The sequence below is a fragment of the Halosimplex aquaticum genome (assembly GCF_028747785.1).
In the GTDB taxonomy this organism is placed as follows: Archaea; Halobacteriota; Halobacteria; order Halobacteriales; family Haloarculaceae; genus Halosimplex; species Halosimplex aquaticum.
Genome location: NZ_CP118158.1, coordinates 66,952 through 92,274 on the forward strand (window position 1 = coordinate 66,952; position 25,323 = coordinate 92,274).

Here is a 25,323-nt window from a genome sequence, read left to right on the forward strand (position 1 = left end):
TCTAAATCATATGTTTTTGGCGCGCCGGATGCCGGTGAGTACCGTGATCATCACCCCGAGAGGAAACGGTCCGCGCGTCTGCTCGGTGGCCGGCGCTACCGGTCGTCGTCGTCCCTATCGCCGGTGCTATCTGGGTCTCCGTCGTCCGCTCCGGGATCAGCGCGGTCAGTTCCGTCGTCGCCGTCGTCACCATCGTAGTCGCCGTCATCGTCATCAGACTTGGCCCCCCGTGAGTCCGGCCGGTCGGAGTCACCATCCGCGGCGTCCGAGGCGGGCCCGGACGCCGCGACGGCCCCGGGCAGGTCGTCGAGTTCTCGCTTGATCGATTCGAGTTCGGCGTCCACGTCGACGGCGGCCCCCGGTTGCTCCGGCTCGCTCCCGTCGCTCTCGTCCCCGTCGCTCTCGTCCCCGTCGCTCTCGTCCCCCTCGCCGTCGTCCGTCGCCGCTCCCGTTCCATCGGGCGACTCGGCGTCGGCACCACCATCGCTTCCGGACGGGTTCGCGCCGTCACCGGCGGCCGATCGCGTGCTCTCGCGGATCCGCCGCTGGACCTCGGCGCGCAGTTCGCGGGCGTCGTCCAGCAGGTCAGCCGCCTCGTCGTTGCTCGGTCGCCCCTCGACGGCGTCCTGTAGCTCGACGAGGGCGTCGTCGAGTCGAGAGAGCGTCGTCTCGCTCGCGGCGCGGGCGCGTTCGCGGACCTGTTCGGTTCCCTCCTGGGCTCGGTCTGCGCCCTCGGCCATCCGGAGCGCGCGCTGGAGGAGTCGGAGCGCGCGGATGTTCGATTCGAGCACGAGGATCAGGCTCGGGATCGCCACCTCGCTTGTGAGCCTGCGGAGGTCCCGCGGCGTGGGGAGGCGCGGGCCGTCCTCGGGGGCGGGCGGCTCCAGTTCCGCTTCGAGTTCGCGGAGCGTCCGGACGAGGTCGGCGACCAGCCGCGCCAGGTCCTCGCCGGAGTCGTCGTCGGCCATGTCGCGTCCTTCGAGCGCCGACGGAAAAAACGTCACTACTCGATCGGGACGGTCCACTGCGGCGGACCGTGCGGGCGGCCCACTCCGAGCGTTACAGGTCCACGTCCGGGAACGACGCGGGGAGCGGCGTCGGCCGGCCGGGATCGGAGTCGACGGTCTCGAAGGCGCTCTCGGCCGACGACGTCCGGATAGCCGACATGATCTCGAGGACGTGCGAGGCCAGGTCACCGCTGGTGCGGTGGTCCCAGTCGCCGCGGACCGCGTACGCGAGGTCGGCGACGCCCGCGCCGCGGCCGGCGGTGTAGTCGTGCGTGAGCGGGACGGTCTCCCACTCGTCGTCGCCGTCGCTGCGGATCCGGACCGGGCCCTCGAAGTGGTTCGGGTCGGGGAGCGCCAGCGTCGCCTCGGTGCCGTAGATCTCGAACGCGGGCGAGGGGAGCGTCGACGCCTCGACGTCGAAACTCATCAGCAGGTCCGCCGTCGCGCCGTTGGCGAAGTCGACCAGCCCCGCCTCGTGGGTCGGCACCTCGACGTCGATCTCCTCGCCCTTACGTGGTTCGCTCCCGATGGTCCGGGTGTCGTGCGGCCGGGAGACCGACCCGGCGACGCGGGTCGCGCTCCCGAGGAGGAAGACGAGCGCGGTGACGTAGTACGGCCCCATGTCGAACAGCGGGCCGCCGCCTTCCTGGTAGTACAGGTCCGGGTTCGGGTGCCAGCGTTCGTGGCCCGGCGAGGTCCAGTGGGCGGTCGCGCCGACTGTCTCCCCGATCCGGCCCTCGTCGATGACTTGCCGAGCCGTCTGGAGGCCCGCGCCGAGGAACGTGTCGGGCGCGGAGCCGACCAGCAGGCCCTCCTCCGCGGCGGTCGCGACGATGTCCGCGGCGTCCTCGACCGTGGTCGCGAACGGCTTCTCGGTGTAGACGTGGTTACCCGCTTCGAGGGCGTCCGTGATGACCTGCGCGTGGGCGTGGGGCGGCGTCAGGTTGACGACCGCCTCGAGCGACTCGTCGGCGAGCAGTTCGTCGGTTGGCAGCGCCTCGATGCCGTGTTCGTCGGCCGTCGCCCGCGCGAGGTCCTCGTCGAGGTCCGCACAGGCGACCAGTTCGAAGGCGTCGAAGGTCCCGTCGGCGTCCAGATACCGCTCGCTGATGTTCCCGCAGCCGACGAGTCCGACCGAAAGTGGTTCCATGCGCTGTCCTCGGCGAGCACCATACTCAATCCCCCGGACTCCGGTCCGAACTGCCGCGAACGGCCCGACCACTCGGCGACGGGACGGGCCGTCAAAAAAACGAGACCGACCGCAACCCTTATTTCTTTAGGTTTGCCTAAACCCAGTCATGGAAGCAACGGACGAGTCGACGGACGCGCGGCGGCCGTCGGAAGCGCCGGACGAACGCACCCCAGCGGACTGCCCCGAGATATCCGCGTATTCGACCACGGAGACCAAAACGGTGTTCACCGAGTCGGGCAACGACGACGGGTGGATCGCGACGGACCTCACCCTCGACGTCCGACAGTAGCGCGACGACTCGTTACTTCTCGATCGCGGCGTCGGTGACCAGCGTGTCCTCTTCGAGGTAGTGTTCGACGTGGTGGGCGTCCTCTTCGGTCTGGACCAGGATCTCGCGGAGGATCTCCGCGGAAGCGTGGTCGCCCAGGTCCGTCGCGAGCTCGATGTGTTCCCGCTGACTCTCGATGATGTCGCCGTACATCTCCAGGTCGTTCGCCAGCGACGTGCGGATGTCGTAGACGTCGTCGCCCTCGAACTCGACGGGCGCGGTCTCCGCGATGTTGACCGGGTTCGACACCGGCGTCCCGCCCAGCGCCTGTAGTCGCTCGGCGATCTCGTCGGCGGCCTCCTCGGCGTGCTCGGCGGCCTCGTCGAGGAACAGGTGCAGGTCGCGGAACTCCGCCCCCTCGACGTTCCAGTGGTGCTTTTTCAGCTGGTGGTACAGCATGTACGTCGCCGCCAGGTCCGTGTTCAGGGCGTCGACGATCTGCTCGGCTTTCCCCTGGTCGAGCCGTAGCGAGTTCTCCTCGACCGTGCCGGCCTCTTGCAGGACGTGCTTCTGGGTGCTCATTACGTCCGTTTGTTCGTCCGCCCACCCCTTAAAGATTGCTAGACGGGAAGAATATTTTTGGATAGCAAAAATTGAAGTGTCGTTTTGCGCAAACTCGTTTCGTTGATGCGATTCAGTTTACACCGACCGCGTTCGGATTCGAGTGACCGCGAGAATTAGATCACCGACGATCCGTTGGTACAGATGTTCACGGGCGAGTCAAGACGAGAGCTTCGTCGGCGTCGAGGCGAGACGTGTCGACGCCGGCGTCGGGGTCCGCGGTGCGGGCCTGCCGGTCGTGGACCGCGAGGAGCGCCGCCCGTTCCGCGCCCTCGATATCCATGTCCTCCGCGAACTCCTCCCAGACGTGGTCGGGCAGCGCCAGGTAGTACGCTCCCTCCGTCCGCCCGACCAGCGGGTCCCTGTGGAAGTAGTTGCGCCACTCGTAGACGATGTCCTCCACGCCCGGCAGGTCGCGCACGTTCGACTGGTGCGTGCGAACGAGATCAGCGAGGCGGTCCGCGGACACGCCGTGTTCGTCGGCCGCCTCGGCCAGCACCGCTTCGTCGAACGCCGCCAGTTCGTCCCTGGTCATCGCGTCGAACCGACGGGGCCAGCGCATTTATAATCCCGTCGCGAAGGCTATGGTATGCATCCGCGGGCAGCGGAGTTCGCGCGCTGCGCGGCCGAACTCGGCGTCGACGTGGAGATCAGGGAGTTCCCCGAGGGGACGAAGACCGCCGCGGACGCCGCCGAGGCGGTCGGCTGCGACGTGGCCCAGATCGCGAGTTCCATCGCGATGGTCGCCGACGAGTTCGTCGTCGTGGTGACGAGCGGCGCACACAGGGTGAGCGAGCGACGCCTCGCCGACCTGCGGAGCGTCTCCCCCGACGAAGTCCGGCTCGCCGAGGCGGCCGAAGTGAAGGAGACGCTCGGCTGGGCCATCGGCGGCGTCCCGCCGTTCTGCCACGAGACGATCGTCCCCGTCTACCTCGACGAGCGGCTCCTGGAATTCGAGACCGTCTGGGCCGCCGCGGGCACACCCGAAGCGGTCTTTCCGATCGCTCCCGACCGGATCGAGGACCTCGCCGACGCGACGCCGGCGGTCGTCGCCGAGGCGTGAGGGAGTCCCGCTCCGGGAGGACCGCCGGCCGGGCCTCGGACCGCCCCTTCCTGCGGTCTGAGAACGGGGACAGTTTATAAACGGACACGACTCGAAGGCCGATCTAGATGGGCCAGTTAGCAACGTTGTTCGAACCCGACCGGATCGCGGTGGTGGGCGCGACCGACCGCGAGGGGTCCGTCGGTCGCGCAATCACGGCGAACCTCCTCGCCGACTTCGAGGGGGACGTGGTCGCCGTCAATCCCACGAAAGACGAGGTGTTGGGTCTGGAATCCCACGACAGCGTGACAGACGTCCCCGACGTGGACGTGGCGGTCGTCGTCGTGCCCCCCTCCATCGTCCTCGACGCCATCCGCGAGGCCGGCGAGGCCGGCGTCCGCGACGTGGTCGTCATCACCGCGGGCTTCGGCGAGTCCGGCAGCGAGGGCGCCTCGCGCGAGCGGGAACTCCGCGAACTCGCCGCGGAGTTCGACCTCAACCTCGTCGGCCCCAACAGCCTCGGCGTCATGAACACCGACCTCGGCATGAACGCCACGTTCGGCCCCGAGAGCGCCCAACCGGGCTCGATATCGTTCATGAGCCAGTCGGGAGCGTTCGTCACCGCCGTCGTCGACTGGGCGAACGACCGCAACCTCGGCTTCCACAACGTCGTCTCGCTGGGCAACAAGGCCGTCCTCGACGAGAGCGACTTCGTCGCGGAGTGGGGCGACGACCCCGACACCGACGTCATCCTCGGCTACCTCGAAGACGTGGTCGATGGCCGGGCGTTCGTCGAGTCGGCCCGCGAGGTATCGCGGGAGACGCCCATCGTCGTCGTCAAGTCGGGCCGCACCGAGGCCGGCGCGTCGGCCGCCGCCTCTCACACCGGCGCCATCGCGGGCTCCGAGGCCGCCTACGAGGCCGCGCTCGACCAGGCGGGCGTGCTCCGCGTCGAGACGGTGCAGGACCTGTTCGACTTCGGGAGCATCCTCGCGGGGCAGCCCCTGCCCGAGAGCGACGGCGTCGCCATCGTCACCAACGCCGGCGGCCCCGGCGTGATGACGACCGACGCCGTGGGCGACTCCGACCTCTCGCTGGCGTCGTTCACCGACGAGACGGTCGCGGCGTTCCAGGAAGCGCTCCCCGACGAGGCGAACGTCTACAACCCGGTGGACATCATCGGCGACGCGCCCGTCGAACGCTTCGAAGACGCGCTCGACGTCGCGCTCGCAGATCCGAACGTCGGCGCCGCCGTCGTGCTCGCCTGTCCGACGGCCACGCTCTCGTTCGAGGCGCTCGCCGAATCCGTGGTCGACCTGCAGGCCGAGTACGAGACGCCAGTCGCGGCGACGCTCATGGGCGGTTCGTCGACGCGCGCGGCCAACGATACGCTCTCGTCGGCGGGCATCCCGACGTACTTCGACCCGGCTCGCGCCGTCAGGAGCCTCGACGCGCTCCGGGAGTACCGCGATATCAGCCGCCGGGAGTACGCGGAACCGGAGACGTTCGACGTGGACCGGGAGGCCGCCCGCGAGATCCTCGAATCGGCCGGCCGTCGCGACACCAACCGCCTCGGCGTCGAGGCGATGGGGCTGCTCGACGCCTACGGCATCCCGACGCCCGGATCCGACATCGTCGACAGCCGCTCCGACGCCGTCGATGCGGCCGAGCGGGTCGGAGCGGGCGACGAGGTCGTCATGAAGATCGTCAGCCCGGACATCCTGCACAAGTCCGACATCGGCGGGGTCGCGGTCGGCGTCCCGCCCGAGGAGGTCGCCGACACCTACGAGGACCTAGTGACCCGGGCGCGCAACTACCAGCCCGACGCGACCATCCTCGGCGTGCAGGTCCAGGAGATGCTCGACATGGACGCGGCCGTCGAGACCATCGCCGGGATGAACCGCGACCCGCAGTTCGGGCCGCTCGTGCTGTTCGGCCTCGGCGGCATCTTCGTCGAGGTGCTCGAAGACACGACCGTCAGGGTCGCGCCCGTCAGCGAGCCGTCGGCCCGGGAGATGCTAGACGAGATCGAGGCCGCGCCGCTGTTGCGGGGCGCTCGCGGCCGCGAACCCGTCGACGAGGCGGCGGTCGTCGAGGCCATCCAGCGCCTCTCGCAGCTCGTCACCGACTTCCCCGCCATCGTCGAACTCGACATCAACCCGCTCGTCGCGACGCCGGACGGCGTCCGGGCCGTCGACGTGCGACTCACCATCGACCAGGAGGAACTATGAAACCCATTTTCGTCACGTCCACCGGAGAAGGCACCGGCAAGACAGCCATCGCGATCGCCGTCGCGAAACTCGCTCAAGAGGAGGGCCTCGACGTCGGCTACTTCAAGCCGAAGGGCACCCGCCTGAAGAGCCCCGTCGGGAAGACCCGCGACGAGGACCCGATCCTCGCCAAGGAGGTACTCGGCATCGAGGACGACCTCGCGGACCTCGAACCGGTGGTGTACTCGCCGGCGTTCATCGAGGAGGCGATCCGGGGCAACCGCGACGAGGACGTGCGCGAGCGCGTCCGCGAGCACTACGACGCCCTCGCCGAGGAGTACGACCTCGTCGTAATCGAAGGGGGCGGCCGACTGGAGACGGGCGGCATCGTCGGCCTGACGGACCCCGACGTGGCCGAACTGCTCGACGCGCGGACGGTCCTCGTCGGCGGCTACGCCAACCCCGCCGACGTGGACGGGGTGCTCGCGGCCGCGCAGCAGTTCGAGGGCCACCTCGCGGGCGTCCTCTTCAACGCCGTCGCCGACGGGAACTTCGAGTCGCTGAACACCGACGTCGTCCCGTTCCTGGAGACCCGCGACATCGCGGTGCTCGGGATCGTCCCGCGCGTCCAGGACCTGGCCGGGGTCACCGTCGCCGACCTGGCGGACTCGATCGGCGCCGAACTGCTCAACCCCGAGGCGTCGACCGACGGCTTCGTCGAGCGCTTCGCCGTCGGCGCGATGGGCAGCGACGCCGCCCTGCGTCACTTCCGGCGCATGCGCAACGCCGCCATGGTCACCGGCGGCGACCGCGCGGAGATACAGGCCGCCGCCCTCGAAGCGCCGGGCATCGAGTGCATCGTCCTCACGGGCGGGCTCAGACCGTCGGGAGCCATCCTCGGCAAGGCCGCCGAGGCCGACGTGCCGGTCCTGCTCGTCCAGTCGGACACGAAGGTCACCGTCGACCGCCTCGAAGACGTGCTGAGCACCGGTCGCACCCGCGACCCCGAGACCGTCGACCGCATGGTCGGGCTCCTCTCGGACCACGCCGACCTCGCTGCGCTCCTCGAAAGCGGCGATTAACGGCCGACGGCGCCGCGATCGAACCCTCGCGCTCGTCACGCGGGTAGCGTCCCTATTCCGAGTTTCAGACGGCGATAGCGCCGCGCTACCGCGCTCAAAGACCCGTTTAGCGCTAGAACGATTTACCCCACTTATGTGGCGAAATGCGCTCGTTCCGATGGAGCCAGTTGGCTCCGTAGTGTCACACGCCGGGGCTCACGCCCCACCGTTCCCTTTATACCCCTACCCGGACGGCGGTCCGCCGCCGACCGCTCGTCACGTGCCCGGAACGGCGTCGTTCGGGAGTCGCTCCCGGACGCCGGCGACCGCTGCCCGCGGAACTTCGAGCGACAGCGGCGGGAGCGTCCACACCGGACAGCCGGTCATCTCCCGAAGCGTCTCCGGATTCGTGCGTTCGGCGACCGACGCGCCCTCGTACTCGTTGAGGAGTATCCCGTGGACGCGACACCCGCGGCGTTCGAGCGCCTCGACCGTGAGCGCCGAGTGATTGAGCGTCCCCAGCCCGGACCGTGCGACGACCAGCGCGGGAACGTCCAGGTCGGCGATCAGGTCGACGACCTCGGCGTCCCCGGCCAGCGGGACCCGGAGCCCGCCGATCCCCTCGACGACGCCGACCGGTGTGTCGGCGAGCGCGTCTTCGCAGCCCCCGCGGATGCGTTCGTACGAGAGATCCACGTCCTCCCGATCCGCGGCGACCGCCGGTGCCAGCGGAGGTTCAAGCCGTTCGAGGCAGATCGCGGCGTCGTCGCTCCCGCAGGCCTCGGCGACGAACCCCGCATCGTCGTCCGGCGGATAACCAGTCTGGACCGGTTTGACCGCGCGGGCCGCGACACCCGAATCGCGGAGCCACCCGACCAGACCGGCGGTCACGACTGTCTTCCCGACGCCCGTGTCGGTCCCGACGACGGCGAAGTCCGTCACGTCGTCCGCCGACAGGTCGTCGGCACTCGGGGCCGTCACAGCACACCGACCTCCCGTCCGGCGGTCTCGAAGGCCTCCAGACAGCGGTCGACCGCGGCGGCGGAGTGGGTCGCCGTCGGCGCGACCCGGATACGGGCCGTGCCCTCGGGGACGGTCGGCGGCCGGATCGCCGGTGCGACGATACCCGACTCGGCGAGCCGGTCCCCGAGCGCGAGGGCGTCGTCGCGGTCGCCGACGAGGACGGGGAGGACCTGCGTCTCGCCGAGCACCTCGTAGCCCATCGCTTCGAGGCCGGCGCGGAGCGTCTCGACAGTCTCCCAGAGGCGCTCGGGGCGGTCGGTCTCGCGGGCGATCCGGAGAGACTCGCGCGCCGCGCCGGCGGCGGGCGGGGCGAGCCCGGTCGAGAATACGAACGACCGGGCGGCGTTGAGGAGGTACTCGACCAGCGCCTCGTCGCCGGCGACGTAGCCGCCCTGGCTCGCCAGGGCCTTCGAGAGCGTCCCGAGTTGCACGTCGACGCGGTCGGACAGCCCCTCGCGCTGGACGACGCCGCCGCCGTCGCCGAACAGCCCGGTCGCGTGGGCCTCGTCGACCATCACCCACGCGCCGAACTCGTCGGCGACGTCGCAGACGGCCGCAAGCGGTGCCACGTCGCCGTCCATCGAGAACACGGAGTCCGTGACGACGAGCCAGTCCTCCTCGGCTCCGCTGTCGAGCGAGCCGGCCGCTCGCTGGGCCAGCTTCGCGCGGAGGTCGTCGGGGTCTGCGTGGTCGTAGACGACCGTCTCGTCCGCGCCGATGCGGCAGCCGTCGACGATGCTCGCGTGGTTCAGTTCGTCGGAGAAGACCACGTCGGGCGCGAGCGCGTCGATAGTTCCGACGTTCGCGGCGTAGCCGGAGGAGAAGACGAGCGCGCGCTCGGCCCCCTTGCAGTCGGCCAGGTCGCGTTCGAGCGCGCGGTGGAGACCCGTGTCGCCGGTCACGAGCCGCGAGGCGCCGGCGCCGGTGCCGACCGAGCGGGCGGCGAGTTCGGCCGCCCGCTGGACCCGGCGGTCGCCGGTGAGTCCGAGGTAGTCGTTCGAGGCGAACACGAGCGACTCCGCGCCGTAGTCGGGCGCGTCGCCGCGCGGATCGTCGGCGAACCGGGCGCGCGCCCCGACGGTCTCGGCCGGTCTGAGGTCGCGGCGGAGCCCCGCCCGTTCGCGTTCGCGCAACCGCGCTTCGAGGTCGAACCCGCGGTCGGTCATACCAGTTCCCGCGCCCGGGCGGGCCCTCGTCCTTTCGGTTCCATCGGACGTTCGACCGCCGGCCCTCACTCCCCGAGATACGAGACGAAGACCAGCCCGTCGGTCTTCAGTTCGTACGCGACGTCGGTCTCCAGCCGGTTGTAGTCGAACGGCTCGGTGACGAGGTGGTAGCCGTTCGGCGTCTCGCGTTCCAGCGAGACGGTCGTGTGCTCGGCGAGTCGCGACCGCAGGCGGTCGCGGTCCGCCGCGGTCGCGTCGTCGAGGTCGAAGAGGAAGTTCGTCTCGTCGCGGGAGCCGTCCGACTGGAGCGTCGACAGGAACTCGCGGTCGACCCGCTTGAACTTGCCGCGGACGCCCTCGTCGCCGTGGATCCGTCCCTCGATCCAGTCGTCCAGCGACCGCTTGAGTTCGAACGTCGCGCCGAGCGCGTCCCGGGCGTTCACCGTGAGATAGAGGCGATGGTGCGCGTCGAACCGGCTCGCCGCGTGGGCCAGTTCGTCCGCCGTTGCGGCCAGGTCGCCCTCGGCCTCGACGACCCGTCGGAACGTCGGCGAGTCGCCGCTGGGGCGGTCTTCGTTCTCCTTCGCCCGGGCGATGGCCAACAGGAGGTACACCCTGTCCCCGCCGAACTCGCAGTACTCCTCGAACGGCGCCAGATCGACCATACCGTCGACACGGAGGCCCGGCGGGATAAACGCTGAGTCCGTCCCTCGGGGTGGGACTGGTGTTCACTCGGCGGACGGCCCGCGAGCGATCGAACGGGTGGTCTGAGGACTGGTCGGGCGACGAAGCCTCCGGGTCAGCCGTCGGTCTCCGCGTCGATCTCGTCGTCCAGGTCGATGTTCTCCTGCAGGTGGAATGTCAGGACGCGTTCGGCGAAGGTGGCGAAGCCGTGGTCGACCCCGTCGCTCCAGGCGGCTGTCTCGTTCGGGACTCCCGGCAGTTCCTCCTCGTGGATCGCGCTGACCAGTACCGGGTTCCGGTCGACGAGGAGGACGCGCCCGACGCGCCCGACGCGGGGCGAGCCACCCGTCTCGGTGAACCACTCGATCAGGTCGGTCGAGAAGACGGTGGCGTCCATCTGGGCGCTCTCGACGTGCTGGCGGACGTCTCCGGAGCACGTTCCGACGTAGACGGCGACGCCGCGCTCGCTGGCCGCTTCGAGCGCGGCGACGGTGTCCTCGTCGAACAGGTCAGGATCCATCACCAGCAGCAGTATCTCGTCGGTCGCCTCCGAGAGGAGGTCGACGACCCGCCCCGTGACCTGCTCGTGCGTGTTGATCGCCCAGACCGCCTGCTCGGCCTTCTTGTAGGTCGGTTCCAGCTGGCGAAGCGTGCGCTCGACGGAGTCGAAGTACGACTCGTACTCCGTCCGGAGCAGTTCGATGGCGGTCTCGATCGAGACGCTCTGGTACTGCCGGGGCTCGGCCTCGTGCAGTTCGACGAGTCCCCGCCGCTGCAGTCGCTCCATCGTCTCGTAGACCCGCGACCGCGGGATGTCGGCCACCTGCCCGATCTCCTTGGCCGTCCCGTGGGGGAGCTGTGCGAGCGCGACGAAACAGCGCGCCTCGTACTCCGTGAGCCCGAGGTTCTCCAGCGCGTCGATCGCTTCCTGGGCGTCTTGCATGCCGTCCCAACGGTGTACGGCTCCGACGCGGGAGTACCTTTGCGTCCGCCCCCGGCCGGTCAGCGCCTGTTACTCGCCGAGGAACACCACCCGTTGTGTTCCCTCGCGAGTCCGACGCCGCTTATATACGTCAACGGGATACGGGACGTAGAGTCAGGCCGTCCCCGATGCCGAACGGTGCCCCGGCGGACGCGACCGCTCCCCGTGATAGATGACCTACGAGATCAACTCACCACCCAGCGACGGACAGTCCATCGACGCCATCTGCGAACTGCTCGCCGACGACCGCCGCCGGTTCGCCGTCTCGGCCCTCGCCGAGCGCGAGCCGCCGGTCGCGCTCGTCGACCTCGCGAGAGACGTCGCCGCACGGAAGGCGGAGACCGACGTGAGAGACGTGCCCGCGGACCGCGTCGAGGAGGTCGCGGCGTCGCTACACCACCACCACCTGCCGAAACTGGACGACTACGGCGGTATCGCGTACGACGCCGAAACGAAAGCAGTCGACGTCGCCGAGATAGAATCGCTGAGCCGACACGTCCCCGCCGCCGAGCGCTGAAGCGGGCCGTGCCCGAAAACTCGCCAGGGGTCGACGGAGAGGCGAAGAAACGCGGGGCGCTGTCGCCCCGTCTGCGATAACTGGTCGGTCGCTACTCCCAGAAGTGCCGCTGGTCGTCGGACTGCTCGTGGCTCCGACTGCTCCGCCCGTGGTGCCGCCCCTCGTCGTGTCGTCTGCGCTGGTGCTGGCCGCCCTGGTGGCGACCCCGGTCGCTGTACTGTTGGCCGCCCTGCCGGCCGACGCCTTCCCACTGGGCGCCACCGAATCCGCTCGAATCCGGAGGCTGACGCTGGTGGCCCTGCTGGTGGTGCTGTCGTCGGCTCTGCTGCGTCCCCTGTCGACTGTCGCGCTGGTGCTGGTCGCCTCCCACGCCGGGAACCACCTCTCTGACTGCTTCGGCGATCCCGCCCTGGCCGCTCTGACGGTCCCGCCGGCTCTCGCGGCGCTCTCCCTGCTGGCTGAAGTGTTGCCGCTCGCGCTCGCCGAACTCCTCCGGGCCGCGCGAGTGGTGCTGATCGCCTCGTTGCTGGCCCCAGTGGTGTTGCTGGTTACCCTGATGCTGCTGGCTACCGTGGCGGTGTTGCTGGCCCTGATCGTGTCGCTGGCTGTCGAAGTGGTGTTGGCTGCCCTGGTGGCGTTGACTCTGATGGTGCTGCTGGCTGCCCTGTTGATGCTGCTGGCCGCCTTGCTGGTGATGGCGGTGGCCCTGGTGGTGTTGTCCCTGCTGTCGGCGCTGCTGTCCCCCTCCCTGGTGCTGGTCGCTCCCCAGTCCGGGGGCCATCTCTCTGACCGCTTCGGCGATCCCGCCCTGGTTGCTTCGGTCGCCTCGCTGCCGGTGCTCTCGACGGTCCCCCGTCTGCCGGTGCTCTCGCTGTCTCGTCTGCTGACGCCCCCGCTGGATCCCCTCTCGATCACCGTGATGACGCGCCTGGTCGCGCTGTTCTCCCTCTCGCTGGTGTCGGTCCTGGCCGACGTCGTACGGGTAGTGAGCCATAGTGGGTTCTCGTGTCCGGATCCCGGTGAACGGGTCTGTGCGGTCGCGGTCCGGCCCGCGTTCGCGCTTGACTCACACGAGAGTAGAGTCTGTAGCTTTATTCTGCAAGTCAGTTCCGTCGAGTCGCTCCGGCCGTCCGGAACACGGTCTCCCGGGGGCGGTGAGGCCGAGCGAGCGGGTCGAAGCGGTCGGCAAACGGGCGGGTTCAGAAACTCGGCATGATCTCCGCGGGGCCGTAGACGCCGTAGTCGCCCGCACGGTTGCGGAGGACGGCCGCCTTCAGGTAGCCCAGCGCGGGGCCGTTGACGTTCGCCTCCATGCTGGTCGCGTCGTCCAGTTCGAAGGCGTTCGTCCCGCGCTCGCCGTCGAAGGTGCGGCCGGTCACGCGGACGGTGGTCGTCGTCGGTTTCTCGTCGGAGCGCACGTCGAGGACGCCGCCGACGGTCACGTCTTCGGCGTCGCAGATCCCCGCCCGTTCGAGGAGCACGTCGTCGGCGTGTTCCATGTCGCGGAACTCCAGCACGCCGTCGTGTTCGTCGACGAGCGCCTCGATCTCACCCTCGCTCATCTCGCGGGCCGTCTCCACGTCGTAGCCGTCGAGGTGGGCGATGTCCTCGCGGACGGTCCCGCGGTTGTCCTCGTAGCCGGACTTGAGGCCGACGCCCCACCAGATCTTGACCTCCTCGACCTCGACGAACGACTGGGCGGCCAGCGCCGCGGCGCCCGTCAGGAAGCCGGGGGTCGCGCCGGCGCCGCAGACGAAGGTGATGCCGCTCTCGACCAGGGCCTCCTCGCGGTCGTCGAGCATCCCGATGACGCGCGAGCGCTTGAGCACGTCCACGAGGACGCCCTCGTAGCTCGCGTCGGCGAAGCGCTCGGCGATCCGCGGGATGAAGTCGTGTTCGAGGTTCGGGAGCGCGAGCAGGACCGCGTCGATAGCGTCGCTCTCGGCGATCACGTCGTCGATGGGCGCGTCGGTGGGTTCGCCCTGCTCGCTGGCGACGATGCCGGCGCCCTCGCCGGCCTGTTTCACGCCGCCGCCCGCGGTGGCGCCCTCGGCGGCCGCTGCGCCCCCGTCGGAGGCGTAGTCGCTGGTAGGCGTCGCCGGCGTGTCACCGGACGCCTCGTCCGGGCCGGAGGCGATGTTCCCCTCGGTCGCGTCGAGGAGTTCGTCGACGTCGAGGCCCTGGTGATCGATAGCGACGCCGTTGCGGTCGCAGGCCGCGACCGGCGTGAGGCCGTCCTTGTGCCGGGCCACGTCGAGCGTCCGTCTGCCGATACCACCGGTACCGAGTACCGCGAATGTCGTGTCGTCCATGCGTGTGTGGTGAGATCCGAAACCGCGTCGTCAGTCTGAAACGTTGCTGGTCGCGCTCCCCGCCGCCGTCTCCGTCTCGTCGTCGGTCGGGGCCGGGTCGGCCTCGCGCGCTTTCACCGCGGACGGGTCGAACTCGTTGGCCTCCGTGTTGGGTTCCAGTCCCGCCCGCTCGACGATCTCGATGTCGTCGGCGGCGGACTGGCCCTCGGTCGTCAGGTAGTCGCCGGTGAGCATGCCGTCGGCGCCCGCTTCGAACGGCAGGTGCTGCTCGTCCTCGTCCAGGTTCGCCTCCCGTCCGCCGGTGAGGCGGACGCGCGCCTCGGGGTGGAGCAGTCGGTAGACGGCGACGGTCCGGATTATCTCCTCGGTCGTGATCTGGGCGCCGTCGTCGAATCGCTCACCGAGAGGGGTGCCCGCCACCGGATTGAGGATGTTCACCGGGAGCGAGGAGACGCCGACGTCCTGCAACGCGACGGCCGCATCGACCCGGTCGGTCGGGCTCTCGCCCATCCCGAGGATGACGCCGGCGCAGAGATCCATCCCAGCCTCCTTGGCCACTTCGAGCGTCTCCACCCGGTCGTCGAACGAGTGGGAGTCGACTATCTCCGGGAAGAACCTCGGCGACGTCTCGATGTTGTGGTTGTAGTGATTGATCCCCTCCTCGGCGAGGATCGCCGCCTCCTCCTCGGTCAGGATGCCCAGGGAGGCGTCGACCTCCACGTCGGTCTCGTCGCGGACCAGTCTGATCGCGCGGAGGACTTCTTCCCACTCCTCGGGGCGGTGTTCCTTCGAGACGCCCTTCTCGGCGACGACGATGCCGAAGCGCTGGGCGCCGTCGCGCTCGGCCCGCCTGGCCGATTCGAGGATCGACTCGGGGTCGAGGAAGCCGTAGGTCTCGATGCCGGTGTCGAAGTGGACCGACTGGGCGCAGAAGCCGCAGTCCTCGGCGCAGTCGCCGGCCTTCGCGTTGACGATCGAACAGGCGTCGACCGTCCCGTCGCCGAAGTGCGCGCGGACGGCGTCGGCGGCTGCGGCGAGTTCGTCGACCGGCTGGGCGATCAGCGCGATCCCGTCGCGGCGGTCGAGCCGCTCGCCCGCCAGCACCCGCGCTACCGCGTCGTCTATCGTGCGATTTCCCGTCTCGTAAACCACGATCGATTCGTCGGTTGACTGTCCGAAAAAGCTTCGGGTGGCGAGGGTCGGGCCGCCGTTCTCACTCGCTCTCGTCGGCGTCGATCCGAGCGAAGAGGGAGCCGAGAGCGACCCCGAGGCCGACGAATCCGAGATAGCCCACGAGCGGGTGGACGGAGAACAAGGCGTCGGCGAGGCCGGTCGCGAGATCGAACCCGCTACTGGTCAGCGCCGCTCCGGTCGCGTCGTACCAGGCTGCGCTCGCGGCGCCACCGAACGCACCGAGGATCGGACTCGAACGGTACCATATCGGCCGTTTCGGCGTCACGTCGTATCGCTCACTCCGACACCGGGTAAGGCTGTCGCCGACTCGCGGCAGTCTAGCGGCTACGGCCATGCGGAGAGCGCTCACTCGCCCCAGTAGAACCGCGGCGCCAGCAGCATGTACGCGAGCGCGGCGACCAGCAGGAAGCGCGGGAGCACGCGGTGGAACGCGAGCGGTGCGACGATCGCGGCGGCCTGGACGACGCCGAGGAGGCCGGCGTCGCGGGCCCTGAGCTTGGGATACGGGACCGGCGCGACCATCGCCAGCGAGAGGACGGCCGCGACGGCGAGCAGCCCCGGGACCCAGGTCAGTCCGGCGAGGTACGCGGCGGCGAGGATAGTCGCCCCCAGCGTGTTCTGGATGCCGGGCCGGTTCTCGCCCTCGCCGACGAACTGGCTGTACAGGGCGGTCCGGAGGATCGAGAAGACGACGAACAGCGAGCCGGCCGCGAGAGCGGCGAGCGCGCGGTCCGGCGGCGCCGCGGCGAGGCCGTCGCCGAGCCAGCCCCACTCGGCGGCCGCGATGCCGTACAGGAGCAGGGCCGGCGTCGCGCCGAACGAGACCACGTCGGTCACCGAGTCCAGCAGCGGCCCGACCTCGGTCCCGCCGAACTGCCTCGCGACGATACCGTCGAGGGCGTCGGCGATGGCGGCGAGCAGGACGAGTCGCGCCGCGAGCGTGGGGTCCGACAGCGCGACGACGCCGGCGGCGAAGCCGACGACGGCGTTCGCGAGCGTGACGCCGTCGGCGACGCCGATCCGCTCGCGCACCCGCAGCCCCTCGTTCATACCACCGCTGTCGGTGACGGGGTACATCAATCACGGGGAAGCGCGGCTGCGACAGATCCCGGGGCCGCGGCGGGTCGGGTCCGTCTCAGAGCGCGCTCAGAAACGTGTGGCAGGCAGGAACGCTTGCGGCAGGCCGGGCTCACTCGACAGCGTCGAGGACCTGTACGAGCGAGTCGATGCGGTCAAGCGGGGCGACGATGTCCGCGTCCTGGTCGTAGGTGACCGCGTTCCCCTCGACGAGTTTCGGGACGTGCGTGTGGTAGAGAGACAGGTACAGTTCCCGGACGTCCTCGGAGGCGATGGCGCTGAGGTCGTCGTCGTACTCCAGACGCGCCGCCTCGTCGGCCAGGTCCGCGAGCGCCAGTTCGCACCGGTGCTCGCCGAGCGTCCTGACCGCGTACCGACGATATCGGTGGCCGAGTAGCCCGAAGGCGTCCGTTACCGAGCGCGTCTCGTCGGTCGGGTGCGTCTCCATGGAGGAGAGTGTGTCCCCAGACGGGTAGACCTTCGTACTGCACACGGCAGGGGTTTTTCAGTGATCGGTCGCGGCGGACTCACGCCTTCTCCTCGGCGAGCGGCGTGACGCGGATCGTGTTCGCGATGAGCGCGTGGTGACCCCGCCGCAGTCGCTGCGAGAGCGACTGCCGGGCGATGTCGAGTTCCGCGGCCACCGCGTCGAGCGTCGTCTCGCGGGGCTCCTCGAAGTACCCCATCTCCCAGGCGGTGTTGAGCGCCTCGTGCTGTTTCTCGGAGAGGTTGTATCGGCTCCCGGTCCGCGGGCGGGATGTCTCGTAGAGCTGTTCGAGGCGATAAGCGATGTCGTGGCCGTCGGTGAACTCCTTGAACTCGTCGAACGGGTCGCGGCCGTCGAAGCGGATCTTGATGTCCCAGACGCCGCCCTGGCCCTTCGCTTCGAGGATCGTCGCCCCGCCGTGCGTGTAGGCGTAGACGATCGTGTCGACGTCTCCGGTCCAGGTCGCCCGATAGAGCGAGGCCGATTCGAAGTCGTCGAGTCGCCGGTGGTCGGCCACGGTGGGGTCCTCGCTCGCGGCCGATTCGAAGGCGTCGAGGTCGACCTCCGAGACCCAGAAGTACGGCGTCAGTAGTTCGTCGGTGGCGGCGACGCGATCGATCTCGACCACCAGGTCGGGCAGTCGTTCGAGCGTCGAGGACAGCGCGAAGTCCTCGGACCGGATCCGAAACTCGGCGAAGAGGCTCACGACCGGGATTGCGCGCTGACCGGGATAACGTCGTTTGCGAGGTAGCTGCGAGACGGTCACGGTTGCCCGCCGGAAAGCCAGAAGGCATTTGTGACGGTCGGTCCGACTGGGAAGCGAACGAACAGATGACCACCGTCGAGGCCCTAGCCTGCGAACGCTGCGGTCGGCGCTACGCCCCCGACGACGTCGAGTACACCTGCCCGGAACACGACGGCGTCGCCGGCATCCTCGACGTGCGCTACGACTACGAGGCCCTCCGCGAGCGCGCGGCCGACGCCCTCGCGGGCCCGACCGAGGACCTGTGGACCTACGAGCCGCTCCTCCCCGTCGACGGCGACCCCGTCAGGCTCGGCGCCGGCGGGACCGACCTCCTCGACGCGCCCGCGCTCGGTGACGCGCTCGGCGTCGACGCCCGGGTGAAAAACGAGACGACGAACCCGACCGGGTCGAACAAGGACCGCGGCAGCGCCGTCGTCGTCTCGCGCGCCCGCCAGCAGGGCCACGACGTGGTCGCCTGCGCGTCGACCGGCAACGCCGCAGCCTCGCTAGCCGGCTACGCCGCCCGCGCCGGCCTCGACTGCCGCATCTTCGTCCCCGCGGACCTCCCGGAGGCCAAGGCCGTCCAGCCGCGCCTCTACGGGGCCACGGTGCTCGGCGTCGACGGCACCTACGCCGACGCCTACGAACTCTGTCGCGAGGTGTCGGCCGAACGGGGCTGGTATAACCGCAACGCCGCCATGAATCCCTACGCCGTGGAGGGCAAGCGAACCCTCGGATTCGAACTCGCCGAGCAGGCCCCCGACGCCGACTGGGTCGTCATGCCGATGGGCAACGGCTGCTCGCTCGCCGGCGCGTGGAAGGGCCTCCGCGACTTCGAGCGCATGGGCCTGCTCGACGACGCCCCCCGGATGCTCGGCGTGCAGGCCGAGGGCGCGACCGCCATCTACGACCGATTCGTCGCCGAGTCCGAGGACACAGACGCCGAACCTGTCGACGCAGCCCGCGTCGCAGACGGCGGCGAGCGGTCGTCCGGGGAAGCCGACGAGACGACCGCCGACAGCATCGACGTGAGCGTTCCGCACAACGCGGGGAAGGCCTGCCGCGCGCTCCGGGAGAGCGACGGCGACGCCGTCGTCGTCTCCGACGCGGAGATACTGGACGCCCAGCGTCTCCTCGGCGAGTGCGAGGGCGTCTTCGCCGAACCCGCGAGCGCGGCGGCCGTCGCCGGCGTCCGGACCGCGCGTGACCGCGGCACGGTCGAATCCGGCGAGCGCGTCGTCGTCGTCGCCACCGGGACCGGCCTCAAGGACACCGCCAGCGCGCGGCAGGCTGTCGACGACGTGATCGCCGTCGACGCCGCCGGCGAGGGGCTCCCGGACGACATCTAACCGGGCACTAGCGGCCGGCAGAACGGTTCGGACAGCGGTTTAGTTCTCGTCGAGTTCCTCCGCCACCAGACGGGCGCCGGTGACGAACGTCCCCGTGACCAGAATGGCCAGTTGCCAGCCGTGGCGGACGACCGGGAACATGCGTTCGGGGTCTTCGACCGTGTCCGGGTCGGGGCCGCCGCCCTCGCCGCCGGGATTGGGGTCGACGCCGGTGGAGATGTTGACCTCCTGGGAGGAGCCGCGGCTCCGCGGGCCGGTCTGTTCGGTGTCGGGGCTCAGATCCACGTAGGACTGGACGATCCCCCGCTGGTCGGAGATCTCGAAGCGGCCGTCGAGGACGTAGAACTGGTCGTGCAGCGGCCACAGCGGGTTGACCCCGTGGTCGACGAAGTCCAGCCCGATCCCCGCGAACGCCAGGGCGACGACGCTGACCCAGGCGACCCGGATCCCGCGGGGCCCCCAGCGGTCGCGGACGAACGAGCGGTCGCGCACGCGCAGGTCGACGTACAACAGCGCGCTCGCGACGATCGGGATCAGGTAGGTGTGCAGGAGCGTTCGGTGGCCGGCGACGAACGCGAGGGCGAGAAACGAGTCCAAGTCGGGCGCGGCGACGACGGCGAGGACGACCAGCAGCGACCGACGGTCGAAGACCGACCCCAGCAGCGCGGCGGCGATCATCCCGCCGAAGGCGAGATGGACCAGCGTCGAAGGCATGGCAGTGGCCATGGCAGCCAGTGGCATAACCTTTCAGGAGCGCGCGACCGGCCCCGGGAATCGGACAGAACGGCCACGAAACGTCGATACCCCGGGAAATCGGGCGTTTCGCCGCTTCTTTACCCCTCGAAGGAGAATCCGTCGGCGATGACCGCCCTGGAGACCTGGATCCGATCGCTTGCGGGTATCGGGTTGGCACAGGCGCACGGCTCGATGAGTAACCTGGAGGTCTGGGTCCGATTGATCGCGGGGGTCGGACTCATCCTGACCAACGGCTTCTTCGTCGCTATCGAGTTCGCGCTGACGCGCGCCAGGCAGTTCACGGAGTCGGAGTTCGTCGGCGACGGCACAAGCGGCGCGCTGAACAGGGCCTGGGAGATGACGCAGAACCTAGAGATCTATCTCACTACCTGCCAGGTCGGGATCACCGCGTCGAGCATCGCCGTCGGGATCGTCGCGGAACCGGCGCTGGCGGCCATCTTCGAGCCGCTGTTCGCGAACACGGCCCTCGCCTCGGTCGGATCCGGCGCGATCATCGCCTTCCTCATCATCAATCTCGTCCACCTGACCCACGGCGAGCAGACCCCGACCTACCTCGGCGTCGAGCGCTCGCGGATGGTCTGTAAGTACGGCGCGACGCCGCTGTACTTGTTCAACTGGGCGATCTCGCCGCTGATCAGCCTGGGCGACTACATCGCCAAGTGGACGCTGCGGCTGTTCGGCATCGAGATGACCGGCGCGTGGCTGGAGACCGAGGAAGACGTCATCGAGTCCCGCGCCGACCTGCGCAACAAACTGGGTTCGGTCCTCGAAGAGGGCGAACTCAGCGAGGAGCGCCGCGAGGAGGTGATGAACGCCCTCCAGATCGGCGAGCGGCCGGTCCGGGAGGTGATGGTCCCCGCCGAGGACGTCGTCGCCCTCTCGACGGAGGACGACGCCGCGGAGAACTTCCGCCGGATCGAGGAGAACCCGCACACGAGATACCCGCTCGTCGGCGAGGAGCTGACGGACTTCCGCGGGATCGTCTACCTGCCCGTCCTCATGCGCAACCGCGAGCAACTGGCCGGAGACGACGTCGACTTCGCCGAACTGGCCGCGCCGCCGGTGACGATGTCGCCGGACGCCGACGTCAGCGACGCGATCGACCAGTTCCAGGCGGAGAACCAGGAGCTCGCGCTCGTCATCGAGGACGGCGAGGTCGTCGGCATGGTCACCGTGACCGACCTGTTGGAGTCGGTCACCGGCGACATCGAGGACCCCATCGACACCGGCGCGGCGGCGGTCGGCGCCAGCTGACCGCCTGGTTCGCCGGCGCACACGGATCGTGAGAACGGGGCCGCGTCCCGGTTAGACGTGCTGTGCGATCAGGTCGCGCAGCGCGCCCTCGTCCTGGACGCCGACGCGCCGTTCGGCCGCCTCGCCGTCGACGAACAGGAACATCGTGGGGACGCCCTGGACGCCGTACTCGCGGGCCAGCCCCTGGTGGGCGTCGACGTCGACCTTCGCGACGGTCGCGTCGGTCGTCGCCGCGATGTCGTCGACGATCGGTTCGAGCATCTTGCACGGGCCACACCAGTCCGCGTAGAAGTCGACGAGGACGACGCCGTCGGCGACGACCTCCTCGAAGTGGCTCCCGTCCTCGACGTGGATCGGTTCGTCGGGAGTGTCGCCGCCGGCCCCGTCGTCGGCGTCCGACGCTCCGGTGACGGCGTCCGGCCCCTCCGATTTGAGTCGTTCTTTCTTCCGCTCGCGGATCCGTTCGAGTTCCTCGTCGGTCGCGTCGTCACTCGCTTCACTCATCAGTCGGTAGTACGTCCGTCACCCGTTTAACCTGCTCGCCGTCGTGTCCGTCGGACGCACGAACGACGGCCGACAGACGCGGATTCGGCGGCGGCGTCAGACGTAGAACAAGATTTTAAGCCCCCGCCACACGAGGTACGGCATATGAATCCCGAGACGGCGCCGCAGGAGATCACGACGCTCGTGGGGCGGGAAGTCTACACCAAAAACGGCGTGTTCGTGGGCGAAGTCGAGGACCTCCGCCTGGACCTCGACGTCCAGCAGGTGACCGGGCTGGCGCTCCACCAGATCAACGGCGAGCTGTTCGATCCGGAAGTGAGCGCTTCCCGCGGTATCATCGTCCCCTACCGCTGGGTGCAGGCGGTCGGCGACATCGTCATCGTCAACGACGTCGTCGAGCGCGTCCACGAGGAAGGTAACGGCGAGGAAGAAGTCGCTGCCTGACCGCGTTCGCCGCTTCTAGAGCGCGTCGTCTTCGAGCGTGATGTCGGCGTGGAGCGACTCCGTCAGCGCCGAGTGGACGTGGCAGATCTCCTCGCCGAGTTCCACGATATCCTGGCCGTCGTCGCCGAACGCGGTCTCCGTCTTGACGGTGAACGAGATGGCTTCGAGGTCGTCGTCCTCGTCCAGGTCGGCCTCTACTTCGACCTCGACGCGACCGATGTCGTCGTAGCCGTTCTTGTCGGCGGCGACGCGCAGGGCCGGGATGTAACAGGACGCATAGTTGGCCGCCAGCACCTGGTTGGGCGACGGACCGTCCTCGGAGAGCGCGTCGACCACCAGCTGCCACTCGCCGTCGATCTCGCTTTCGGTCGTGTATCCCTCTTCACAGACGCTCGTGACTTCGATATCGGACATTGCACTCGGACCATCGAACCCCCGCTCCTAAAGAATACCTAACCGACCGTGTTCGGCCGTCACCGCCCACGGGGACGGGCGAGTCGACCCCGTGAACCCGCCTCAGTATCCTTCCGAGAGGTCGAACGTCTCGTCGCCGTCGAGGACGTGGACCTCGGCGTCGCTGCCCGTGGCGGCCACCTCGTTCACGAACCGGTCGGTGTCGATCTCGATCGGCCCGAACGTGTCGTAGTGCATCGGGAACACGTGGTCGACGTCGAGCCAGTCGGCCGCGATGGCGGCCTGCATCGGCCCCATCGTGAAGTGGTCACCCACCGGCAGCGCCGCGGCGTCCGGCTCCAGGAACGGGCCGATGACGTCGCGCATCTCCGTCATGAGTCCCGTGTCGCCGGCGTGATAGAACGTATCGCTCTCCTCGTCGGCGACCTGCGTCGGCTTCGTATCGGAAATGACGAAGCCCGCGGGCATGCCGCCGGAGGTGCCGTAGGTGGTCTCCATGCCGTTGGTGTGGTCGGCGCGGTGCATCGTGACGAAGGCGTCGCCGACCTCGACGGTGCCGCCGAGGTTCATCCCCATCCCGCCGACGGCCTCGTAGTCGCCGAACTCGTCGCGGCAGTACTCGACGACCTCCGGCGTGGCGACCAGCTTCGTTCCCTCGTAGCGGTCCACGTCGCCGATGTGGTCCGCGTGTCCGTGCGTGAGCAGGACGTAGTCCGGGTCGAGTTCCTCCGGATCGGTGTCCGTCTTCGGGTTCTCGAAGAACGGGTCGATCAGCAGATCTGTGCTCCCCACCGTAACGAGCCAGGTCGAGTGGCCGTGCCAGGTCAGTTTCATGGTTCGCCTCGTGATAGGGTGCAGACGCACTTAATGCTACGACCACCGGCAGTTCGTCGCCGAATTTCCGGGCGAACCGAGACCGCGGCCGCGGCGGTTTTGTTGACTCTCTATCTCGGCCGGGTCCTGGTTGGTCTCGCTCGGATTCCGTCTCACTGGTATCGGCATACGGGGGATCGCGTTCACGGCCCTCGTGACGATGATCGACTGAGAGGCGGCGATCACTGTGTTCGATCCCCCGTCCGCGATCACTCGGAGTCGCCGTCGGCGCGTTGCCGGCGCTGCTGCGCCGCGCGCTGCTGGCGCTGTCGCTTCTCCCGCTCGTGCCGTCGTTTCTTCTGGTTCCGCTGTGCGCGGTTGCTCGCGTAGCGCACCCAGGCGTAGGCCTGCCGGTCGAGTTCCCGGAACAGCAGGGCGACCGATCCGACGGCGGCCGCGACGACGAGGAGCGCCACGATCAGCGGCGAGGAGAGGTGGATCGCGAGGTAGGCCGCGACGAGTGCGACGAGCGCGATCTCCAGACCGACGCGGAGCGCGGGGCGGCGCCAGTCCGGCCGACCCGACCCGTCCGTCGCGACCTTCGGAGCCATGCCTCTCCCTTTGGGGAACTCGGTGTTGTACTTTACCCCGTAGATTTCGACGACGATACGTCGGCGCCGACATCGACTGCTTGGAACGTGGCGCACTGACCACCAACCGATATAGGTCGTCGAGACGACACCTCCGAACGATGGCACCCGGCGATCCCTCTCAGGGCGGTGGCGGTACACGACACTCGGACGGCATCGAAGCGGCGCTAGCCAGCGTTGCATCGTGGTTCGAGGGCGCGGACTGCACGTGTGCGAGCGTCGCGCTGACCGACGCCTCGGAGATTCTCGCGGCGGCGGGATACGGCGATCGGCGGCTGGATTCGGACGCGCCCGCGACGGGAGACACCCGCTACGCCGTCGGATCCGTGTCCAAGCCGGTGACCGCGCTGGCGGTCGTCGAACTCGACGCCCGCGGCCGCGTCGATATCGACGATCCAGTCTCCGAATACGTGCCGTACTTCGAGGGGGCGCCGGGCGAGCCGATCACAGTCGCGGACCTCCTCTCGCACACGTCGGGGATGCCGAACGACGACCTCGCGTTCGCCGCCGGCCACCTCGACGGCTGGGACGACTTCCGGGCGTTCCTCGAAGAAACCCTCGACCGCCGCCGGACCGACGGCGACCGCTTCTGTTACTACAACTCCGGATACGCCGTCCTCGCCCGCCTCGTCGAGTCGGTGACCGAGGTCGACTTCGGCACCTACGTCGAGCGGGAGGTGTTCGACCCGCTCGGCGCGACTCGGTCGACCTACGACAGTTCGGTGCTCGGTGACGACACCGCGGACGCGATGACCCCGTACGTCGTCGAGGACGACGAATTCCGGGAAGCGTCCACGGCGGAGAACGCACTCCTGTCCAGCGAGGTGCTGTGCGGTCCCGGCGGACTGATCGCGAGCGTCACCGACCTCGCCCAGTTCCTGCAGGCGCATCTCGGGGGCGACTCCCCGTTCGACGGCGCGTCTCTCCATCGGATGCGGACGCCCGCGGCCACTCGCAAACGGCTGGTCGACGGAACCGAGTTCACCTACGGCTACGGGTGGGAGATCCGACCGTTCGGGACGGATACGCTGGTCGGCCACGGCGGGAACACGGGCGTCTCTGGCGCATACGTGGGTTTCCTCGAAGACGAAGGCGTCGGGATAGCGGTCGCCTGTTCCGGAGTCGGGGACCCCAGAGACGCCGCACGCGACGCGCTTGCCACCCTGACCGACCGCGAGCCAGAGTCGGTCGATCCCGTCCGATCCATCGAGCGGCGCGTCCGCGACCTCGCCGGCCGATACGAGACGCCCAGCGGCAACCACCACGCGACCGTGACAGCGGACGGCGCCCGTCTCGACGCCGAGTTCGGCGGCGAGGTCGCCCCCTTCGAGTTGAGCCTGCTTCCCACCGACCTCGGCTCCGAGTGTTATCGGTTCACCGACGCCGATTGCGTCGAGAGCACCACCGACGCGGAGTTCTTCCCGGGCGGCGAGTCCGCCGAACTCCTGTTCGAGGGGATGCTGTTCGTCCGGGTCGGCGAAGCGGAGGCTCCGAACGATCGGGATCAGTCGGCAGCGGAGAAAGCGAAGACGGAGTAGACGGCCCCGACCG

The 25,323-nt window shown here is 69.2% G+C and carries 29 protein-coding genes; 10 read left to right on the top strand and 19 right to left on the bottom strand.

Going from position 1 to position 25,323, the window contains the following annotated elements:
* Positions 1–95: 95 nt before the first annotated feature.
* Positions 96–968: a DUF7547 family protein gene (locus PSC72_RS00375; protein WP_274323919.1), complete on the bottom strand. Its 873-nt coding sequence runs from the start codon at positions 966–968 to the stop codon at positions 96–98.
* A 91-nt stretch (positions 969–1,059) separates the two neighbouring features.
* Positions 1,060–2,157, bottom strand: coding sequence for a Gfo/Idh/MocA family protein (locus PSC72_RS00380; RefSeq protein WP_274323920.1), 1,098 nt, complete (start codon positions 2,155–2,157; stop codon positions 1,060–1,062).
* A 148-nt stretch (positions 2,158–2,305) separates the two neighbouring features.
* On the opposite strand from PSC72_RS00380, the gene PSC72_RS00385 reads away from it, so the two are divergent.
* Positions 2,306–2,488 (top strand): DUF7331 family protein, encoded by a 183-nt coding sequence (locus PSC72_RS00385; RefSeq protein WP_274326241.1) that lies wholly within the window; start codon positions 2,306–2,308, stop codon positions 2,486–2,488.
* A gap of 12 nt (positions 2,489–2,500) precedes the next feature.
* On the opposite strand, the gene dpsA is transcribed toward PSC72_RS00385, so the two are convergent.
* Positions 2,501–3,049: a DNA starvation/stationary phase protection protein DpsA gene (gene dpsA, locus PSC72_RS00390; protein ID WP_274323921.1), complete on the bottom strand. Its 549-nt coding sequence runs from the start codon at positions 3,047–3,049 to the stop codon at positions 2,501–2,503.
* A 187-nt stretch (positions 3,050–3,236) separates the two neighbouring features.
* A complete protein-coding gene (locus PSC72_RS00395; protein WP_274323922.1) occupies positions 3,237–3,623 on the bottom strand; it encodes a hypothetical protein in 387 nt (128 codons plus the stop codon).
* 54 nt (positions 3,624–3,677) lie between these two features.
* Here PSC72_RS00395 and PSC72_RS00400 point away from each other — a divergent pair, with 54 nt between their 5' ends.
* The 3 genes from PSC72_RS00400 to PSC72_RS00410 all read left to right on the top strand — a co-directional run bounded on the left by PSC72_RS00400 (position 3,678) and on the right by PSC72_RS00410 (position 7,422).
* Complete coding sequence (locus PSC72_RS00400; protein WP_274323923.1) at positions 3,678–4,151, top strand: YbaK/EbsC family protein; 474 nt, start codon at positions 3,678–3,680, stop codon at positions 4,149–4,151.
* Between the two features lie 107 nt (positions 4,152–4,258).
* Entirely contained in the window at positions 4,259–6,361 is a 2,103-nt protein-coding gene (locus PSC72_RS00405) for an acetate--CoA ligase family protein (RefSeq protein ID WP_274323924.1), read from the top strand.
* Positions 6,358–7,422 (top strand): phosphotransacetylase family protein, encoded by a 1,065-nt coding sequence (locus PSC72_RS00410; protein ID WP_274323925.1) that lies wholly within the window; start codon positions 6,358–6,360, stop codon positions 7,420–7,422. The genes PSC72_RS00405 and PSC72_RS00410 overlap by 4 nt, the downstream gene beginning before the upstream one ends.
* 255 nt (positions 7,423–7,677) lie before the next feature.
* On the opposite strand, the gene bioD is transcribed toward PSC72_RS00410, so the two are convergent.
* The 4 genes from bioD to PSC72_RS00430 form a co-directional block, all read right to left on the bottom strand.
* Positions 7,678–8,382, bottom strand: a complete 705-nt coding sequence (gene bioD / locus PSC72_RS00415) for a dethiobiotin synthase (protein WP_274323926.1) — start codon at positions 8,380–8,382, stop codon at positions 7,678–7,680.
* Positions 8,379–9,590 carry an aminotransferase class I/II-fold pyridoxal phosphate-dependent enzyme gene (locus tag PSC72_RS00420; protein ID WP_274323927.1) on the bottom strand — a complete coding sequence of 404 codons (1,212 nt, stop codon included), beginning with the start codon at positions 9,588–9,590 and terminating at the stop codon, positions 8,379–8,381. Before PSC72_RS00420 ends, bioD begins: the two co-directional genes overlap by 4 nt.
* A gap of 65 nt (positions 9,591–9,655) precedes the next feature.
* The gene (locus PSC72_RS00425) at positions 9,656–10,255 is read right to left on the bottom strand and encodes a hypothetical protein (RefSeq protein ID WP_274323928.1); all 600 of its coding nucleotides are present in this window, start codon (positions 10,253–10,255) and stop codon (positions 9,656–9,658) included.
* Positions 10,256–10,389: 134 nt separating this feature from the next.
* Entirely contained in the window at positions 10,390–11,217 is an 828-nt protein-coding gene (locus tag PSC72_RS00430) for a TrmB family transcriptional regulator (protein WP_274323929.1), read from the bottom strand.
* 211 nt (positions 11,218–11,428) lie between these two features.
* On the opposite strand from PSC72_RS00430, the gene PSC72_RS00435 reads away from it, so the two are divergent.
* Together PSC72_RS00435 and PSC72_RS00440 are read left to right on the top strand one after the other, a co-directional pair.
* The gene (locus tag PSC72_RS00435; RefSeq protein WP_274323930.1) at positions 11,429–11,773 is read left to right on the top strand and encodes a DUF7344 domain-containing protein; all 345 of its coding nucleotides are present in this window, start codon (positions 11,429–11,431) and stop codon (positions 11,771–11,773) included.
* A 148-nt stretch (positions 11,774–11,921) separates the two neighbouring features.
* Positions 11,922–12,989, top strand: coding sequence for a hypothetical protein (locus PSC72_RS00440; RefSeq protein WP_274323931.1), 1,068 nt, complete (start codon positions 11,922–11,924; stop codon positions 12,987–12,989).
* Here PSC72_RS00440 and PSC72_RS00445 read toward each other — a convergent pair.
* From PSC72_RS00445 to PSC72_RS00470, 6 genes are all read right to left on the bottom strand, one after another.
* Complete coding sequence (locus PSC72_RS00445) at positions 12,973–14,085, bottom strand: saccharopine dehydrogenase family protein (protein ID WP_274323932.1); 1,113 nt, start codon at positions 14,083–14,085, stop codon at positions 12,973–12,975. The genes PSC72_RS00440 and PSC72_RS00445 overlap by 17 nt on opposite strands.
* Before the next feature lie 30 nt (positions 14,086–14,115).
* A complete protein-coding gene (bioB, locus tag PSC72_RS00450; protein WP_274323933.1) occupies positions 14,116–15,237 on the bottom strand; it encodes a biotin synthase BioB in 1,122 nt (373 codons plus the stop codon).
* Positions 15,238–15,298: 61 nt separating this feature from the next.
* Positions 15,299–15,544 carry a hypothetical protein gene (locus tag PSC72_RS00455; RefSeq protein WP_274323934.1) on the bottom strand — a complete coding sequence of 82 codons (246 nt, stop codon included), beginning with the start codon at positions 15,542–15,544 and terminating at the stop codon, positions 15,299–15,301.
* Positions 15,545–15,624: 80 nt separating this feature from the next.
* Complete coding sequence (locus PSC72_RS00460; RefSeq protein WP_274323935.1) at positions 15,625–16,329, bottom strand: protein sorting system archaetidylserine synthase; 705 nt, start codon at positions 16,327–16,329, stop codon at positions 15,625–15,627.
* A gap of 139 nt (positions 16,330–16,468) precedes the next feature.
* Positions 16,469–16,804 (bottom strand): DUF7344 domain-containing protein, encoded by a 336-nt coding sequence (locus PSC72_RS00465; RefSeq protein ID WP_274323936.1) that lies wholly within the window; start codon positions 16,802–16,804, stop codon positions 16,469–16,471.
* Between the two features lie 79 nt (positions 16,805–16,883).
* Positions 16,884–17,549: a helix-turn-helix domain-containing protein gene (locus PSC72_RS00470; RefSeq protein WP_274323937.1), complete on the bottom strand. Its 666-nt coding sequence runs from the start codon at positions 17,547–17,549 to the stop codon at positions 16,884–16,886.
* Between the two features lie 125 nt (positions 17,550–17,674).
* Here PSC72_RS00470 and thrC point away from each other — a divergent pair, with 125 nt between their 5' ends.
* Positions 17,675–18,937, top strand: coding sequence for a threonine synthase (thrC, locus tag PSC72_RS00475; RefSeq protein ID WP_274323938.1), 1,263 nt, complete (start codon positions 17,675–17,677; stop codon positions 18,935–18,937).
* A 39-nt stretch (positions 18,938–18,976) separates the two neighbouring features.
* Here the strand turns inward: thrC and PSC72_RS00480 are convergent, their stop codons facing one another.
* A complete protein-coding gene (locus tag PSC72_RS00480) occupies positions 18,977–19,651 on the bottom strand; it encodes a metal-dependent hydrolase (RefSeq protein WP_274323939.1) in 675 nt (224 codons plus the stop codon).
* A 213-nt stretch (positions 19,652–19,864) separates the two neighbouring features.
* On the opposite strand from PSC72_RS00480, the gene PSC72_RS00485 reads away from it, so the two are divergent.
* Positions 19,865–20,947, top strand: coding sequence for a hemolysin family protein (locus PSC72_RS00485; protein WP_274323940.1), 1,083 nt, complete (start codon positions 19,865–19,867; stop codon positions 20,945–20,947).
* 51 nt (positions 20,948–20,998) lie between these two features.
* Here the strand turns inward: PSC72_RS00485 and trxA are convergent, their stop codons facing one another.
* Positions 20,999–21,451 (bottom strand): thioredoxin, encoded by a 453-nt coding sequence (gene trxA / locus PSC72_RS00490; protein WP_274323941.1) that lies wholly within the window; start codon positions 21,449–21,451, stop codon positions 20,999–21,001.
* A gap of 144 nt (positions 21,452–21,595) precedes the next feature.
* Between trxA and PSC72_RS00495 the strand changes: the two genes are divergently transcribed.
* Positions 21,596–21,895 carry a PRC-barrel domain-containing protein gene (locus PSC72_RS00495; RefSeq protein WP_274323942.1) on the top strand — a complete coding sequence of 100 codons (300 nt, stop codon included), beginning with the start codon at positions 21,596–21,598 and terminating at the stop codon, positions 21,893–21,895.
* A gap of 15 nt (positions 21,896–21,910) precedes the next feature.
* On the opposite strand, the gene PSC72_RS00500 is transcribed toward PSC72_RS00495, so the two are convergent.
* The 3 genes from PSC72_RS00500 to PSC72_RS00510 form a co-directional block, all read right to left on the bottom strand.
* Positions 21,911–22,309 (bottom strand): OsmC family protein, encoded by a 399-nt coding sequence (locus tag PSC72_RS00500; RefSeq protein ID WP_274323943.1) that lies wholly within the window; start codon positions 22,307–22,309, stop codon positions 21,911–21,913.
* Between the two features lie 102 nt (positions 22,310–22,411).
* Positions 22,412–23,143, bottom strand: coding sequence for a metal-dependent hydrolase (locus PSC72_RS00505; RefSeq protein WP_274323944.1), 732 nt, complete (start codon positions 23,141–23,143; stop codon positions 22,412–22,414).
* Between the two features lie 248 nt (positions 23,144–23,391).
* Positions 23,392–23,733: a hypothetical protein gene (locus PSC72_RS00510; RefSeq protein ID WP_274323945.1), complete on the bottom strand. Its 342-nt coding sequence runs from the start codon at positions 23,731–23,733 to the stop codon at positions 23,392–23,394.
* A 140-nt stretch (positions 23,734–23,873) separates the two neighbouring features.
* On the opposite strand from PSC72_RS00510, the gene PSC72_RS00515 reads away from it, so the two are divergent.
* Positions 23,874–25,310: a serine hydrolase gene (locus tag PSC72_RS00515; RefSeq protein ID WP_274323946.1), complete on the top strand. Its 1,437-nt coding sequence runs from the start codon at positions 23,874–23,876 to the stop codon at positions 25,308–25,310.
* Positions 25,311–25,323 lie beyond the last annotated feature (13 nt).